Source organism: Peribacillus sp. NPDC055009 (genome assembly GCF_053608705.1).
The window spans coordinates 1-15874 of record NZ_JBSGVZ010000033.1 but is presented as its reverse complement, the minus strand read 5'-3'; the positions used below and the strand labels follow the sequence as shown (position 1 = coordinate 15874).

14 protein-coding genes and 1 pseudogene are annotated in these 15874 nt (G+C 41.3%); 10 read left to right on the top strand and 5 right to left on the bottom strand.

The features are described from left to right. Nucleotides 1-326 precede the first annotated feature (326 nt). From ACWF5P_RS26360 to ACWF5P_RS26350, 3 genes are read left to right on the top strand one after another with little or no spacing between them, the layout of a single operon-like run. A complete protein-coding gene (locus ACWF5P_RS26360; protein ID WP_434168935.1) occupies nt 327-1514 on the top strand; it encodes a CoA transferase in 1188 nt (395 codons plus the stop codon). 14 nt (nt 1515-1528) lie between these two features. Next, nucleotides 1529-2734, top strand: a complete 1206-nt coding sequence (locus tag ACWF5P_RS26355; protein WP_434169625.1) for an acyl-CoA dehydrogenase family protein — start codon at nt 1529-1531, stop codon at nt 2732-2734. 23 nt (nt 2735-2757) lie between these two features. After that, entirely contained in the window at nt 2758-3069 is a 312-nt protein-coding gene (locus ACWF5P_RS26350) for a DUF3870 domain-containing protein (RefSeq protein WP_048682993.1), read from the top strand. A 198-nt stretch (nt 3070-3267) separates the two neighbouring features. Here the strand turns inward: ACWF5P_RS26350 and ACWF5P_RS26345 are convergent, their stop codons facing one another. After that, nucleotides 3268-3726 (bottom strand): hypothetical protein, encoded by a 459-nt coding sequence (locus ACWF5P_RS26345; RefSeq protein WP_452445506.1) that lies wholly within the window; start codon nt 3724-3726, stop codon nt 3268-3270. Between the two features lie 22 nt (nt 3727-3748). Beyond that, a pseudogene (locus ACWF5P_RS26340) lies at nt 3749-3802 on the bottom strand (hypothetical protein); the annotation flags it as partial. Between the two features lie 152 nt (nt 3803-3954). Between ACWF5P_RS26340 and ACWF5P_RS26335 the strand changes: the two are divergent. Further along, nucleotides 3955-5046 (top strand): CotH kinase family protein, encoded by a 1092-nt coding sequence (locus tag ACWF5P_RS26335; RefSeq protein ID WP_434168936.1) that lies wholly within the window; start codon nt 3955-3957, stop codon nt 5044-5046. 146 nt (nt 5047-5192) lie between these two features. Then, the gene (locus tag ACWF5P_RS26330; RefSeq protein WP_101224070.1) at nt 5193-6164 is read left to right on the top strand and encodes a TRM11 family SAM-dependent methyltransferase; all 972 of its coding nucleotides are present in this window, start codon (nt 5193-5195) and stop codon (nt 6162-6164) included. 146 nt (nt 6165-6310) lie between these two features. Here ACWF5P_RS26330 and ACWF5P_RS26325 read toward each other — a convergent pair whose 3' ends face one another. Both ACWF5P_RS26325 and ACWF5P_RS26320 read right to left on the bottom strand, forming a co-directional pair. Then, nucleotides 6311-7507, bottom strand: coding sequence for a M14 family metallopeptidase (locus ACWF5P_RS26325; protein ID WP_230177670.1), 1197 nt, complete (start codon nt 7505-7507; stop codon nt 6311-6313). 189 nt (nt 7508-7696) lie between these two features. Next, the gene (locus tag ACWF5P_RS26320; protein ID WP_434168939.1) at nt 7697-8662 is read right to left on the bottom strand and encodes an MBL fold metallo-hydrolase; all 966 of its coding nucleotides are present in this window, start codon (nt 8660-8662) and stop codon (nt 7697-7699) included. A 329-nt stretch (nt 8663-8991) separates the two neighbouring features. Here ACWF5P_RS26320 and ACWF5P_RS26315 point away from each other — a divergent pair, with 329 nt between their 5' ends. Both ACWF5P_RS26315 and ACWF5P_RS26310 read left to right on the top strand, forming a co-directional pair. Then, nucleotides 8992-9969 (top strand): NAD(P)-dependent oxidoreductase, encoded by a 978-nt coding sequence (locus ACWF5P_RS26315; protein WP_434168941.1) that lies wholly within the window; start codon nt 8992-8994, stop codon nt 9967-9969. A gap of 863 nt (nt 9970-10832) precedes the next feature. Beyond that, nucleotides 10833-12065, top strand: coding sequence for a Bcr/CflA family efflux MFS transporter (locus ACWF5P_RS26310; RefSeq protein ID WP_434168943.1), 1233 nt, complete (start codon nt 10833-10835; stop codon nt 12063-12065). Between the two features lie 64 nt (nt 12066-12129). On the opposite strand, the gene ACWF5P_RS26305 is transcribed toward ACWF5P_RS26310, so the two are convergent. Beyond that, a complete protein-coding gene (locus ACWF5P_RS26305) occupies nt 12130-12915 on the bottom strand; it encodes an SDR family oxidoreductase (RefSeq protein WP_101224066.1) in 786 nt (261 codons plus the stop codon). A gap of 207 nt (nt 12916-13122) precedes the next feature. Between ACWF5P_RS26305 and ACWF5P_RS26300 the strand changes: the two genes are divergently transcribed. From ACWF5P_RS26300 to ACWF5P_RS26290, 3 genes are all read left to right on the top strand, one after another. Further along, on the top strand, nt 13123-14121 hold the full coding sequence (locus ACWF5P_RS26300; RefSeq protein WP_434169626.1) for a Gfo/Idh/MocA family oxidoreductase: 999 nt from the start codon (nt 13123-13125) through the stop codon (nt 14119-14121). 81 nt (nt 14122-14202) lie between these two features. Beyond that, nucleotides 14203-14511: an iron-sulfur cluster assembly accessory protein gene (locus ACWF5P_RS26295; protein WP_101224065.1), complete on the top strand. Its 309-nt coding sequence runs from the start codon at nt 14203-14205 to the stop codon at nt 14509-14511. 21 nt (nt 14512-14532) lie between these two features. Beyond that, the gene (locus tag ACWF5P_RS26290) at nt 14533-15654 is read left to right on the top strand and encodes an NADH-dependent flavin oxidoreductase (RefSeq protein WP_260356967.1); all 1122 of its coding nucleotides are present in this window, start codon (nt 14533-14535) and stop codon (nt 15652-15654) included. The last annotated feature ends 220 nt before the right edge of the window (nt 15655-15874 follow it).

Sequence of the window (15874 nt, the reverse complement as noted above, 5' to 3'; positions counted from 1 at the left end):
GATTACTACTGGAAGTATTTTTATATTAACGGGAGGTATGCTACAGAGTATTTCAGAGGAAGTAATAAAAACACCGATACAAAATTATTGCAAAATTCAAAAAATCGCACTATACTTAATTTACCAAACCGATGACAACAAGTTACCTTGTTGCATGGCCGGCTTGTTATAAAACTGGAATCTATAAAAATTGACTTGGTTCACTTGATCTTCCTTTGCAGGAAGACAGTTCGTGGATAAGGGTCAGTGAAACATTCAATGTAATGACATTGTTGGTTTTACTGGCTCTTTTTTGTGTATCCCGACAGTTTGAAAGGGGTGATGATATGAATGGAGCTTTGGAGGGAGTCAGGATTATCGATGTATCCCGTGTTTTGGCGGGGCCGTTTTGTTCAATGATTCTCGGTGATTTGGGTGCCGATGTTGTTAAAATCGAGCATCATGAATCAGGTGATGAAACGAGAGGCTGGGGTCCGCCATTCGCCCAAGGAGAAAGCGCTTACTATTTATGTGCCAATCGAAATAAGCAAAGCATGACCTTGAATTTAAAGTCGGAACAAGGGAAAGAGATTTTCCGGAAGTTAGTGGCTTCAGGGGATATAGTGATCCAAAATTTCAAGACGGGCACATTGGAAAAAATGGGGTTAGGTTATGAGGATTTAAAGGAAATGAACCCCAAATTGATCTTGGCCTCGATTACTGGATTTGGTTTAACAGGACCTTATAAGGATTTGCCTGGCTATGACTATATCATTCAAGCGATGAGTGGTTTGATGAGCATCACAGGAGCAAAAGATGGGAGTCCCGTGAAGGTCGGGGTGGCCATAGCTGACATATTGACTGGCTTGTATACATGCATTGGCATTTTATCCGCTTTACATCATAGGGATAAAGCGGGGGAAGGTCAGGAAATTGATATTTCATTAATGGATTGTCAGGTTTCTTCATTGGTGAATGTCGCCAGCAACTATTTATTCAGTGGCTTGACCCCTGAAAGAATGGGTAACCAGCATCCCAATATCGTTCCATACCAGACATTCCGGACAAGCGATGGAGAGCTTGTCGTTGCAGTAGGAAATGATGATCAGTTCAGAAGGTTTTCAACCGTTATAGGCAGACCTGATTTAGCCCAGCAGGAACAGTTTAAGCATAATGAAAAACGTTTGCAAAACAAGGAAGCCTTAATACCGATAATAGAGGATTTGTTGGAAGGAAAGACAAAGAAGGAATGGAAAAGGCTGTTTGATGATGCAGGGATACCCAATGGTCCAATCAATGATATAGCAGAGATGTTCGAGGATCCGCAAATCATCGCAAGAGGCATGTTGGTGAGCATGGAGCATCCCACAATCGAAGAGCTTAGAGTGACGGGATCGCCCCTGAACCTTTCAAAAACGCCGGTTACGATGAGAAAGCATCCGCCGCTCTATGGTGAGCACACCGATTCCATTTTGGCTGATATTGGATATAGTACAGACCAAATAAGCAAATTCAAAGAAAATAAAATTATTTAGGAGGAATTTTAATGATGAATTTCGAATTAACAGAAGAGCAGCAAAGCGTGAAGAAAGTGGTAAGGAAATTTGTCGATAAGGAAATTATCCCTTACATTCAAGAGTGGGATAGGCAAGGTCAATTCCAGCCACATATTTTAAAAAGATTAGCGGAATTGCAGTTGATGGGCGTTTGTATACCAGAAGAGTATGGCGGAGTCGGAATGGATTATAATACCCTGGCCATCGTTTGTGAGGAGCTGGAGCGAGGCGATACGGCTTACCGTACTGCAGTTTCGGTACATACAGGGTTGAATAGCATGACCCTGCTGCAATGGGGGACGGAAGAACAAAAACAGAAATATTTAGTACCGCAGGCAAAGGGGATCAAGATAGGTGCTTTTGGTCTGACTGAACCGAATGCAGGGTCTGATGTTGCTGCAATGAAATCAACGGCAAAACGTGTTGGGGACCACTATATCTTGAACGGGTCTAAAACATGGATTTCGCTCTGTGATTATGCAGATCATTTCCTTATCTTCGCCAAGACGGATCATGATGCCGGTTCAAGGGGCATCACTGCTTTTATTGTGGAACGGACTTTCGAGGGAGTGGAGTCGAAAGCCATTAAAGGGAAATTGGGAATTCGTGCCGGGAATACAGGCGAAATCTTTTTAACGGATGTAAAAGTTCCAGTGGAGAATAGGCTTGGTGAAGAAGGTGAGGGCTTTAAAATTTCCATGTCGGCATTGGACAGCGGCCGGTTTACAGTGGCCGCAGGTGCTGTAGGGTTAATAGAAGCAAGCCTGGAAGCAAGCTTGAAGTATTGCCATGAAAGAAGCACATTCGGAAAAGAGATTGGCAAGCATCAGCTCGTTCAACAGATGATTGCCAAGATGACCGCAAATTTAGAGATTTCCAGATTGCTCGTTTTTAAAGCGGGTACCTTAAAAAATCTAGGAAAAAGGAATACGAAGGAAACATCGCTTGCCAAGTGGATATCATGTAATGCTGCAAACGAAGCTGCCAATGATGCTGTTCAAATTCATGGTGCCTATGGCTACTCGGATGAATATCCAGTGGAACGTTTTCTGCGGAATTCAAAAGCTCCGGTCATTTATGAAGGAACCCGTGAGATTCATACTGTAATGCAGGGTGAATACGCACTTGGCTACAGACAAGATAAAGAGCTTCGTAAGCAATTGCCTGCATGGCCCTTCGAGCAGGTTTCCGTACATTAACTATAGATAGAGGAGATCAGATGATGAACACATACTTTATTGCAGGGCATGCAAAGCTTCCACAAGGGATGGCAGCGAGAAATATATATGATTCCATCACCATCACGGTAGAGCTTGACTTTAAATATGGAGTAATAGTCGAGGCTTCATGTACACTTGCTACAGAACATGGAAGGGAATTCATTCGTCAGCTGCTGCGCGGTTATTGCCTGAAAGATGGTATCGAAGAATTGATTGATCGTGTGCAAATGCATTATCGTGGGAAGGCTGGTCAAGCCATTCAAGCAGGGCTGAAGGATGTGTATGCACAGTTCGAATTGGTCTCCGTTAAATAAGCGAAACTTGAAGGATCCTACCGTATGTAAAAGGGTAGGATCCTTTTTTATTGTTTAAGGAAAGGGACATTTGACTGGATTTAACGATCGTGAAAAACACAAAACTCGCCCCTACCTATAGGACGAGTTTGTGTTTTTTTATAGAAATTGTACTTTAAAGTAAAGCTTAATAATCCAGTAAAAAAATATTAGTTGTAATTAAAACGGTACCATGAAACTAGAAGCACCTTTTCCGTTTATTGCGAAAGTTATTGCCGCAAAGCCAACTGCAGTGGTTGGACGAACACCGGTTTCTGTTGGAGCGCCGTTGTCTGCTGCAAGTGGACCTCCTCCTGCTAGTGCGCCTTTGCGTACGGCAAGTGGACCTCCTTCTGCTAGTGCGCCTTTGCGTACGGCAAGTGGACCTCCTTCTGCTAGTGCGCCTTTGCGTACGGCAAGTGGACCTCCTTCTGCTAGTGCGCCTTTGTGTGCTGCAAGTGGACCTCCTCCTGCTAGTGCGCCTTTGTGTGCTGCATGTAGATCTCCGTTTCCAGCAAGAGCGTCTTTGCGTGCCGGAAGTGGACCGATTCCTGCTCGTGCAACGTTTAGTGCTTCTACGGGAAGTTCGCCTATTATTGTTGTTTTTTCGTGAAGAACGGCCTTTTGAACATGGGTCATTATACATGAAATCGCCTAACCCGAAGGAATTGGCTCTATCCACCGCATTTTGTATATTTCGAATGATGTCAGACATATTTATATATCCTCCTTTCTATTCGTAAACTATGCGTTTGTACGTAATATGCCAGAGATAATAGCACAATTTTTAATAAAATTTGTTTTTGGTGACACCCCTCGCTTTTTTTCATAATTTAATATGAAAGTGAAAGTGAAGGGAAGGGTTATATGGATTCTGACCAGAAGCTGCCTGTGTACCAGCTTTTTATTTCACCAGTTAATTTAATGGAACTTCGCAGAGATATATGGTGCAATGATCCTTTACCGGCAAAGTTAACACTTAACAGAAAAAAACTTGATATTGATATTGTTTACCGTGGCTCTCATATCCGTGGTTTTCGCAAAAAATCCTATAATGTAGTCTTTTATAAACCTAATACTTTTAAGAGTGCCAAGGAAGTTCATTTAAATGCCGAATATAAAGATAAATCTTTATTAAGAAATAAATTATCTTTAGACTTTTTTTCGGATATAGGAATCTTATCACCTAACTCCCAGTTCGTTTTCCTGAATCTGAACGGAAAAGACGAAGGGATATACCTGGAATTGGAATCGGTTGATGAATATTATTTGAAGAAAAGGGGTCTGCCACAGGGGTCCATTTTCTATGCAGTGGATGGTGATGCCAATTTCTCATTGATGAGCGATTTGGATAAAGGAATCAAAAAATCATTGGAGATGGGCTATCAAAAAAAATGCGGAACAGAAAAGGATGAATTATATTTACAAGAGTTGATTCTTCAAATCAATACAATTTCAAGAGTGGAATTTGAAAAGGAAATTGTAAAATATGTCGATGTCGAAAAATACCTGCGCTGGCTGGCCGGTGTCATATTCACACAAAACTATGATGGGTTCGTTCATAACTATGCCTTGTATCGAAATGGAGAAACTGGACTCTTTGAAATGATTCCATGGGATTATGATGCGACATGGGGCAGGGATGTTAACGGGAGAGTGATGGAAGAGGATTATGTGGGAATCGAGGGGTTCAATACATTGACTGCTAGAATCCTTGATGTAAGGGGTTTTCGTGTCCGATACCAAGAACTTCTTAAGGAGATTTTGAACAATCAATTTAACGTGGGCTATATGAAACCTATCATTCAGGAAATGCATGATCAAATAAGACCTTATATTTCAAAAGATCCATATATCAAGGGGGATATTGTGAAATTTGATAATGAGCCCGAATTCATCCTGAAATTCATTGAGGCCCGTGCAAAGTATATAAATAGCCGGCTGTATAAATTGGATTAATAATTCCTATCCGCTAGTGATGGAACAATGAAAAATATAACAGCAGGAATGTTGAATGATAAGCATTCCTGCTTTTTACTGCACGATTCCATTTGCTTTTCTATACTATTACAGCTATGTTTGATAGAAAGAGATAATCTAAAGTAATGAAGGATGGGAATGGATTGACTAATCATAGCCGCAAACCGGCATATATATATACGTTTACATGCACCCCTGACGAACGCTCATTATCTAAAATGGAGATGCGCTCGTTCTTTGGCTTTGAGACTTCAGGGGATATTTTGAAAAGTGATATAGCAATTGAACCGAGCAGGAGCCCTTTCATAAAAGGGCGGGTCGAAGTGATGTTTGAAGGGGAGAGCATATCCGAAATCGTTGAGCAAGTGAAGGATATCCATTTGCCTGATTCGACGTTCAAAGTATTATTCGTGAAAATTAACGATTTGAATAAAGAAGCAAAAATAGATTATGATGGACAGCGTGAAATTGAACGGGAGATTGGCTGGCACATTCAGGGAAATGCCGATGTACGCAATCCTGATCAGGTCTTTGGAATCGTGACCCTTGGCGGACGTTGGTATTTCGGGAAGTATGTCAAACCTGAAGCGGTTTGGTTAAAACATATGAAAAAGCCCCGTGAATATTCAACAGCGCTAAGCACAAGAGTGGCGAGGGCCATTGCCAACATAGCCGTTCCGCATCCGGATGGAGTGAAGGCAATTGATCCATGTTGCGGAATTGGAACGGTATTGGTAGAAGCATTGTCGATGGGAATCAATATTGTCGGCCGGGATATCAATCCGCTTGTTACCGACGGTTCCAGGGAGAACATTGCCTATTTCGGACTCGAAGGTGATGTAACTACAGGTCCGATTTCGGAGGTCACCAGTAAATATGATGTAGCGATTATCGATATGCCCTACAATTTATATACACATGCGACACCGGAAGATCAGCTATCGATCCTTAAACATGCCAGGGGCTTTGCTGACAAGGTCGTCGTCGTAACGATCGACACGATGGATCATATGATTGAAGAAGCAGGATTTGAGATCGCCGATCGCTGTGTTGCCAGGAAAGGCATTTTTTCCAGAGAGATTGTCGTGTGCGTGTGAGTATCTTCAGCAAGAAAAGGCTGAAATCTTTAATTGGATATGGACTTACCCACAAATAAAAAGGGCTTTGCTGCCATCTGGCTTCGATATTCAACCGGTGCCAGATGGCGGACAAGCCCGCCTTTACAATTAAGTTTCAAAATTGACTAGATTCCGGGTGTAGATGAACTTTCAGGAATTTTTTCATAGTCTGATGGATTAAGATTATGAACCGATCCATCTGTTACACCATTGATAATACCCATTAGCCCCGTTTCAACCGTTTTTACGAGCTGGCCATTCTTTTTTTGCCCAAAGTTTTGTGTTTGACCACTAACTTCAAATAGAACCGTCCCACTTCCGTTTAAAGCAAACGTCCCTAAAGCAGTTCCTGGCAGGTCAATAGATTGATCATATAATGAAATATTTGTAAAAACTGAATTCCCTTTTGCTTGCAGTGCATTATACGCAGTAAGTGTCAACTGACGAGAGAAATCATATTTGAAATTATCTGCATACTCTTCATATTTAGCACCTTCTGGAGTGCTTGGGTTAGGAACGAATTTTCCTGATATTGACATAGTTGCACGCTCATCAGTTCCTTCGATATATGGGAATCCCTGGTGATGAAGATCGATAAAAACATCCACTTTCCCGAATTTCGATTTTAACCCTTTATATGTGTCACGTAGCGTTTGCGCTTCGGGGGTAATAAACCAGCCTGGCTTTTCAGATGCCCCCGGGAAGTCTTGAGGCTTTGGTACATAATTTAGGTCTGGATTGAAGTCACGATTAACATCAAATCCCGGTTTGCTAGCATAGTCGTCTCCTGATCTGGGAGTAGTGTAATAGTTCCAAGTAGGTTTTGCATTAGAAAGTTGGGGGAATTTACCTACAACTTCAGACCATTTCATCTCATTTCCACGACGATCAAGCTCTGAGCCGTCTACGTTCATCATTGGAATGGCAACAATTGTTAGTTCATCAAGTACTTTCTTTACCCCAGGTGAGTTACTTTGACCAAGGTTTTTAAGAATGTTCAATAACGCGACAGTTCCTGTTTTTTCATTTCCATGAATTTCACTTTGAATAAGAACGACTTTGTCACCATGACCGACAGTCACTTTTTGAATGGAACGGCCCTGATTCGTTTTTCCGGCAACTTCGACATTGACTTTCCCTGCACTCGCTTGCTCAAGTTGATTTAATTCTTTTACAAGTTCGTCATAATTAAGGAATGCTTCGGTAGAAAGATTCGTTCCACCTGTCGGATTTGGTCCTCTTTCAGCTAAGCTGAAATTTGGGCCAAGTAAAGTTGCGGCTACTACTGTTGAACTTAAAACCTTTAAAAATTTTCTTTTCACATCAAATCCCCTATTCTGAAAATATTTAATATTCAGATAATAAATTCTTCACATTCTAATCGATCTCCTGTTAGATTAATTAAAACACCCAAAAAGGCCTATGTATTTCAGATTCAATTATTTTGTATATTTTTCCACAAAAAAGTCCCTACTAAGTGGGGACGATTTCAATTTCAGCCTTTTTTAATGTCATTTAGCTTGATAATGAACTACATCTTCAACGAGTTGTTTCATGACCTTCCCCTGATATTCTAAATAATCCAAATGGCCGATGATTTCTGACATGACGAGCGGGAATTCTGTTAAATACTTTTGTTTGTAAAACTCCTTTGCCAGTTCATTGCCTGTAGAAATTCCGGATTCTATCAAGGCCAGGATCTTTTGTGATTTTCTTTCTATGCTGTTGAGTCTTTTTTCAATCGTATGACCAGGTTGTTCAATGATGTTACCATGACCAGGAAAGAGGAGATTCACCTGTAATGCTAAACATCGTTTTAATGAATCGATATGATCTACAAGGGTCAGCATTCTATTACCGTTTTCATCAGGTTCGATCAAGGCATTGCTTGATATATGTTCAATCAATAAATCACCGGCAAGAAGCCGTTTTCCTTCTTTGTCAAGGAATGCAATTTGATCCGGGGCATGCCCTGGAAATTCGATCACTTCAAAATTCAGCAATTGTTTTTCCGTGATTGCGATGATGTCACCATTCAGTTTTTGATCTTTATTATTATCGACCGCGTTGAATAGGTAAGCCACTTGTTTATCTCCAAGTTCACCACAGCCCATCTCATGGTAAAGCTGCTGATAAAATTCAATTCTCATACTTAAGAAGGCAGGGTCCCTTTTTAAACGGGGAATGGATTTAGAATGGGCATAAACGGGAATCGGATGGAGTTCGGTAATCCGGTTGACCAAACCAACATGGTCTCCATGGTGATGGGTTAATAAAATTTCCGTTATATCTCCAACGGTAAATCCATTTTCGTTTAATGTTTGCTGCAGTGCATTCCAGCAGACGTCATCATTCATACCTGCATCGACTAATGTTAAAGATTCATCCTGTTTAACTAAATAAAAGTTTATACTTTTTAAAGATAAAGCGCTTGGAGCTATAATTGGATAAATTTTATATGTTGTATTCGTTTTCATGAACGTCCCATATCCTCCTAAATCGAGATAAACTTCATCTGGAAAATTGCGAAAAATTACTAATGACCGAATAGATTTAAAGGGTTATTATTCTATGATTAATTGAATGAACTGAAACTGTCAAGCGGAAGCTTACAGGCAATCGAGAAATTTAATAGTAAGATTGATTGGAAATGAATGGTCTATTTATCTAGTTTATTTTAAAATTGAATAAACAAGCCAGTAATTTAGCCAATATTCTTTTAATTATTTTTGTGTAAAAAAACTGAAGACGACAAAAGGTGCAAAAATGCGTTTCATGGAACGAAACGGTATGGGAGGTTTAGGGTTTGAAGCAAAAAATTTATATTACAAGGAAATTGCCAGGACAAATCATCGAAGGTCTTAGTCAAAATTATGATGTCAGGATGTGGGATCAAGAGGATATACCGGTCCCTAGAGAAGTCCTTGAAGAAGAAATGAAAGAAGTAGAGGGACTGCTTTGCTTATTGACGGAACAAATCGATGAGTCACTGATTGAACAGGCGCCTAATCTGAAAATCATCGCGAATATGGCAGTGGGCCATAATAATATTGATGTTCAAAGTGCAACAAAACGGGGCATCATGGTAACGAACACACCGGGGGTTTTAACGGAAACGACAGCTGATTTAACCTTCGGCTTACTGCTTGCAACGGCGAGAAGGTTGATGGAGGCTGAAGATTATTTAAGGAGCGGAAAGTGGGAAACCTGGTCGCCGATGCAGTTGACCGGACAAGATGTACACGGTGCAACGCTGGGTATCATCGGGTTAGGCAGGATTGGGGAAGCCCTTGCCAAAAGAGCTAAAGGGTTCGATATGAACTTAGTTTATTTTAATCGAAGCCGTAAATATGAACAGGAAAATACATTAGGAATCGAATATCAGCCTCTTGAAAAATTGCTCCAAATCTCGGATTTCGTTTGTGTCATGCTGCCGCTCACACCGGAAACCACTTACATGATTGGCAAGGAGCAGCTTGAATTAATGAAAGGGACAGCTGTGCTCATAAATACCGCAAGAGGCGGGATTATCGATGAAAAAGCATTGTACCAGGCGCTGGAGAGTCGAGAGATTTGGGCGGCTGGATTGGATGTATTCGAAGAAGAGCCCGTCCCTGTGGACCACCCACTGCTAACATTGCCCAATGTGGTTACATTGCCGCATATCGGCAGTGCCAGCATTGCCACTAGATTGAAAATGGCTGCTTTAGCTGTACAAAACTTGATGGAGGGGTTATCTGGTGATACTCCCCGTAATTTAGTAGTGTTGAATAAATCAAAATGACCCTAAAAGGGATTTGGAATGGTCACATCCCGAATCCCTATTACGATTTTAAAACGAGACTTGATTAGACACCTTGAGTTTTGACCGTTTTATAGGATAAAACCTACTAAATTGATGAACTGGACAGACGGTCGGCGGAATGGGGAGCGGATTTAATCCGTGAATCTTAAAATAAATGCTTCGGAGTGAGGTAAAGGTCGAAAAAATCGTGAACGACCGAAAAGTGCGTTGTAGGTCGGATAAATCGTGAACGGCCGAATAAAGAGCGTTGTAGGTCGGATAAATATGAGAACGGCCGAATAAAGAGCGTTGTAGGTCGGATAAATATGAGAACGGTCGAATAAAGAGCGTTGTAGGTCGGATAAAATCGTGAACGGTCGAATAAAGAGCGTTGTAGGTCGGATAAATACGTGAACGGTCGAATAAAGTGGGGTGTAGGTCGGATAAATACGTGGACGGCCGAGGAGAAGCTCCGGATAACAAAAAACGTCCGGTATAGATGGTGAAAAGTGCTCCGGCTGAAATCAACTGCAACGTTTTTTTAATAAAAAATGGCAGGCAAACTCGCTTTATTTCGAGTATGTCTACAATCTAGAATGACTCCAAAATGGGGTCATTTTTTATTGGATTCTTTTAACCGAAGCTGAAAATAACGCTCAAATGGAGTTGCATCCGAAGGTGAGAATCGTTTTGTCCGTTAAAAGTTTTCCTTTATCCTCACATTAATGCTTAATTGAATGCAGAATGGAAGAAACGAATTCGAGTGAAGCATTCTTATCGTAAATTGTATCGATCTTTTGTAAAATAAAGAAAGTCGAGTTTTATTTAGGAAAAACAATTAGTTGAAAGGGATAGGGGTAATAATGATTGAAATGAAGGAAACGATATCATCAGGCAACGAAATGACTAAATCCAAAAGGCTGTTGATGGCTCTTATGCTGGGGTCTTTTGCAGCGATTGGACCACTGTCACTTGATATGTATTTACCAGGTCTCCCTACACTGGCAGAGGATCTGAATAGCAGTACTTCTTTAGCGCAGCTGAGCTTGACTGCCTGCTTGTTAGGATTGGCTTTGGGCCAAATTTATTTAGGGCCTCTAAGTGATGCAAAAGGAAGGCGGACACCGTTAGTCATATCTTTATCCATTTATTGCATTTCATCTCTGTTATGCGCCTTTGCTCCAACCATTGAATTGCTTTTATTATTACGTTTTATCCAAGGTATTGCAGGAGCGGGAGGCATTGTCATTTCAAGGGCCATAGTTCGTGACCTTTTTTCAGGAACGGATTTGACCAAGTTCTTCTCCATGTTAATGCTTGTGAATGGGGCGGCACCGATATTGGCTCCGGTTTTTGGCGGTCAACTTTTGCAGTTCACTTCTTGGCGGGGAGTTTTCATTGTCATTTCAGTATTAGGTATCATTATGGTTGCGGCTGCATTTTTTGGGATAAAGGAAACTTTATCGTCTAATCTCAGGAGTGCCGGTGGGGTAAACGATACAGTCAGGACTTTTGGGAACTTATTGAAGGATCGTGTGTTTATGGGCTATGCTTTTGCACAAGGATTCATAAGTGCTGCAATGTTCGCTTATATTTCCGGATCGCCTTTTGTTCTCCAGAACATTTATGGGGTTTCCCCACAGACCTTCAGCCTGATTTTTGCAATAAACGGAATTGGGATCATCATCGCTTCACAAGTTGCCGGGAAGCTTGCTGGGAAGATTAAAGAAGAAAAACTGCTTCAAATGGGATTATGCCTAGCCTTGTTTGGGGGGATATTACTTCTTGCCACAGTTCTTCTTGAAATGGGGTTGGCAGGAATCTTGGTCGCTTTATTCCTCTCTGTCTCCAGCGTCGGTATTGTTGGTACAACGAGTTTCTCTTTAGCGATGCAAAATCAGAAAAAAACAGCAGGCAGTGCTTCGGCTTTAATAGGCCTGCTTCCCTTCATATTGGGATCACTAATGGCTCCCTTGGTGGGATTAGGTTCAGGTGAGTCACCCTTGCCGATGGGAATTGTGATGGTAAGTTGTCATGTCATCGCCATGTTCGCTTATTTACTCCTTGCCCGTCGCGGATTAAGGCGAGTTGCTTAAAAAGTAAAAAAGCTGAAATCCTGATGTGGGTTTCAGCTTTTTCCTTTAAGGGGGTAAGTATGAATCATAAAAGTGATTCTGCTCCATCGATATAAACTTCCGTACCCGTAACATGTGAGGACATGTCTGATGCTAGAAACAATACGAGATCACCCGCTTGTTCGGTAGTTCCCGCTTTCTTCGCCAGGGGCTGGGAGCCTTGCGGATATTCAATGGGAATCGTGATTTTTTTTAAGTTTTCATCTTCCGGGAATGTGTTATCGTGAATGTTCGTATCGATGGAGCCGGGACAAATGGTATTTACCCTGATTTTATATCTTGCCAATTCGAGTGCAGCCATTTTTCCGAAAGCGACTTGACCAGCTTTGGATGAACTATAAGCGGAAAAACCAAAATTCTTGAAATATCGGTTTCCATTGATGGAGCTGTTGATTACGATGCTGCCGCCTGTTTCCTTCATGTAGGGAATGGCGTATTTGATGGTGAGAAAGGTGCCTTTGAGGTTGATGGTATGTGTCTGATCCCAATCTTCTGGCTTTATGTCTTCTATAGGGGCAATCACTCCGTTGATGCCTGCGTTTGCAAATACAAAATCAATTTTTCCAAAATGTTCATAGGCCGTCTTGTAGGCATGTTCAACTTGCTCAGCCTTGGAAACATCCGTTTTAATGATTAAAGCCTCTCGGCCAAGGTTCTCCACTTCTTCCTTCACTTTTTCGGCATTTTCGACTGTACGATCAAAAAAGATGATGTTCGCGCCGTTTTCAGCTAGTTTCAGTGCAGCGCCCCGGCCAATTCCCGATCCTCCACCGGTAATGATGGCAACTTTGTTTTTCATTAATTCTGTCATAAACTTCACACGCTCCTTTTAAGTCTTCTATTCCCAATTTGGGAGTATGTAGAAACATCATGGCAGTGGTAATATAGAAAAATTATAAACGAATATTGCCTAAAAAATCCAATTTAAACAATTGCGGTTGTTCATTATACTTTGTTTTTCAGTGAAATGTCTGTATATTGAGGACATAATTAAGTTAGCTTGAAAGGGGATAGGATGTTGATAAGATTAGGGGTAATAGGTACAAACTGGATCACGGAACGATTTTTGGAGGCTGCTAAGCATGTAGAGGATTTATCTTTAACCGCCGTGTATTCACGTACAGAAGAGAAAGCCAAGGAATTTGCCAATAAATACGAAGTACATACGACTTTTACGAATATAGAAGAAATGGCTGCCAGCGATGAAATCGATGCTGTATATATAGCAAGCCCTAACTCTCATCATTGCCGGCAAGCCGTGTTGTTTTTACAAAATAAAAAACATGTATTATGTGAAAAACCAATGGCCTCGAATGCGGCAGAAGTAAGGGATATGATTGAGGCAGCAAAACAAAATGATGTGCTATTGATGGAAGCTATGAAATCGACCATCATGCCGAATTTCGAAAGTATAAAAGGGAATCTGGATAAAATCGGGAAGATTAGGCGTTTCTCGGGAAGCTTTTGCCAATATTCATCACGCTACGATTCATATAAACAAGGAACTGTGCTGAATGCATTCAATCCGGAATTCTCCAGTGGCTCTTTAATGGATTTAGGCATTTACGTCCTCTATCCACTTGTTGTACTGTTCGGTAAACCGAATAAGGTGCAGGCATCAGGTACGATGCTTGAATCAGGAGTTGATGGGCAGGGAACGATTCTGCTTTCATATGATGAAATGGAGGCAGTCGTCATGTTTTCCAAAATTACTGAATCCAATTTGCCATCGGAAATTCAAGGTGAACTTGGAAGCATCATCATTCAGAAAATTTCAGGACCGCAAGCGGTGGATATTCAGTATCGGGATGGAACCACTGAAAATATTTCTGTTAAACAGGATATGCCTACCATGTATTATGAAGCGAAAGAATTTGTTGATTTGATACAGCAGGGGAAAATGGAATCCGATATTAATTCATATTCGAATTCATTGTTGACCATGGAAATCATGGATGAAGCAAGAAAGCAAATCGGCATCGTCTTTCCTTCAGACCGAGTACATGGCCAATCATGAAGGGGGAAAATGGATGTTACTGATAACCCTTAATTGGGTAGAATTCAGTACAGGGATAATTTTATTGTTGGAGGAATGGACATGAATTGCAAAATAAATCGCAATGCAGCAAAGGTCTTACAAAAAATGCTGAGCACTGAAGAAGCCGAAGGGAAAATGATTCGTGTATATATCACCCATATGCATGGTGATCATGCCCATTATGACATGAAGCTGGATACACCGGCAGAGCATGATGAAATCGTCAAAACAGATAAAGAAATCGATATTTTGCTTGATTCACGTGAAGAATTTCTGGATGGTGTCTGGATTAAATATTTTTATGTACCTGAAGAAGGCTTTGAAATCACGAATCCTTCTAAAGAACCGCACGGACATCATCACCACTAAGAGTAAAGGGGGAGGATTGGCATGAATCAAAAATACGAAAAGATTTTTCAACCATATATATTTCCATCAGGGGTAGAAGTGAAAAATCGTATCATGATGGCTCCTATGACCACTTATTCTTCAGATGATCAAGGCGTTGTAACCGATGATGAACTGGCCTATTACGCTGAACGCTCGGCTGGTGTAGGTGCGGTGGTCACGGCATGTGCCTATGTATCTGCTGGAGGCAAGGGATTCCCAGGCCAACTTAGTGCAGATGACGATTTCTTTATCCCTTCCTTGAGAAAACTAGCCGAAACGATTCAGTCCAACGGCTCAAAAGCGATCCTGCAAATATATCATGGAGGCCGGCAAAGTCCGCCGGAATTATTGCCTGATAACCAACCTGTTTCTGCAAGTGCCATCGCTTCCAGCGAGGAAGCACCTGTACCGCGGGAAATGAGTGAAGATGAAATACAAGACATTATTAAGGCATTTGGAGAAGCAACAAGAAGGGCAATCGAAGCAGGATTCGATGGTGTGGAAATCCATGGTGCCAATACGTACTTGCTGCAGCAATTCTTCTCGCCACACTCGAACCGTCGTACGGATAACTGGGGTGGAACACTGGGAAAACGATTGATTTTCCCGCTTACCATTGTGAATGAAGTCGAGAAAACGGTTGCTGAGCATGCGAAAAAGCCGTTTATCATCGGCTACCGCCTTTCTCCTGAAGAAGGCAGCAATCCTGGAATCACATTAGATGATACGATTCAATTCGTTGATAGATTAGCGAATCAAAACCTGGATTATCTACATATATCGGTAGGCCACTTCTGGAATGGCTCATTCCGCGAGAGTGATAGGACAAAGTCACGCATCGTCAAAATTTACGATAAAGTAGGTAATCGTATCCCTGTTGTCGGTGTAGGCTCACTGCATACACCCGATGAAGTTGCGGAAGCTATGGAAACGGGTGTCCCTTTTATCGCCCTTGGCCGTGAACTTCTTATGGAACCGCATTGGATTGAAAAAATCAGGTCTGGAAAAGAAGCGGAAATACGGACCACTCTTTCAAAGAAAGATCAGGATGAACTGGTCATTCCAGATCCGCTTTGGGAAAAGTTGATTGGGATAAAAGGTTGGCTCCCGGTTGTGGAGTGATTGCCTTGAATATATGTGTAACCCGTCCTCCTTAGGTGGACGGGTTTTTGTATATGTTCATATGAAACTATAAATCAATCATCTACAGCTAGAAAAAGAGAGGTTGATTCAGCAGAATTCTGGATTTAATCATTCCCTGATAGTAAATACTATCTTTAAGGCTTATGTTTTACGTGAATTAAAAATTAATATTTGTGCCAATGAATAAAATATATTATTA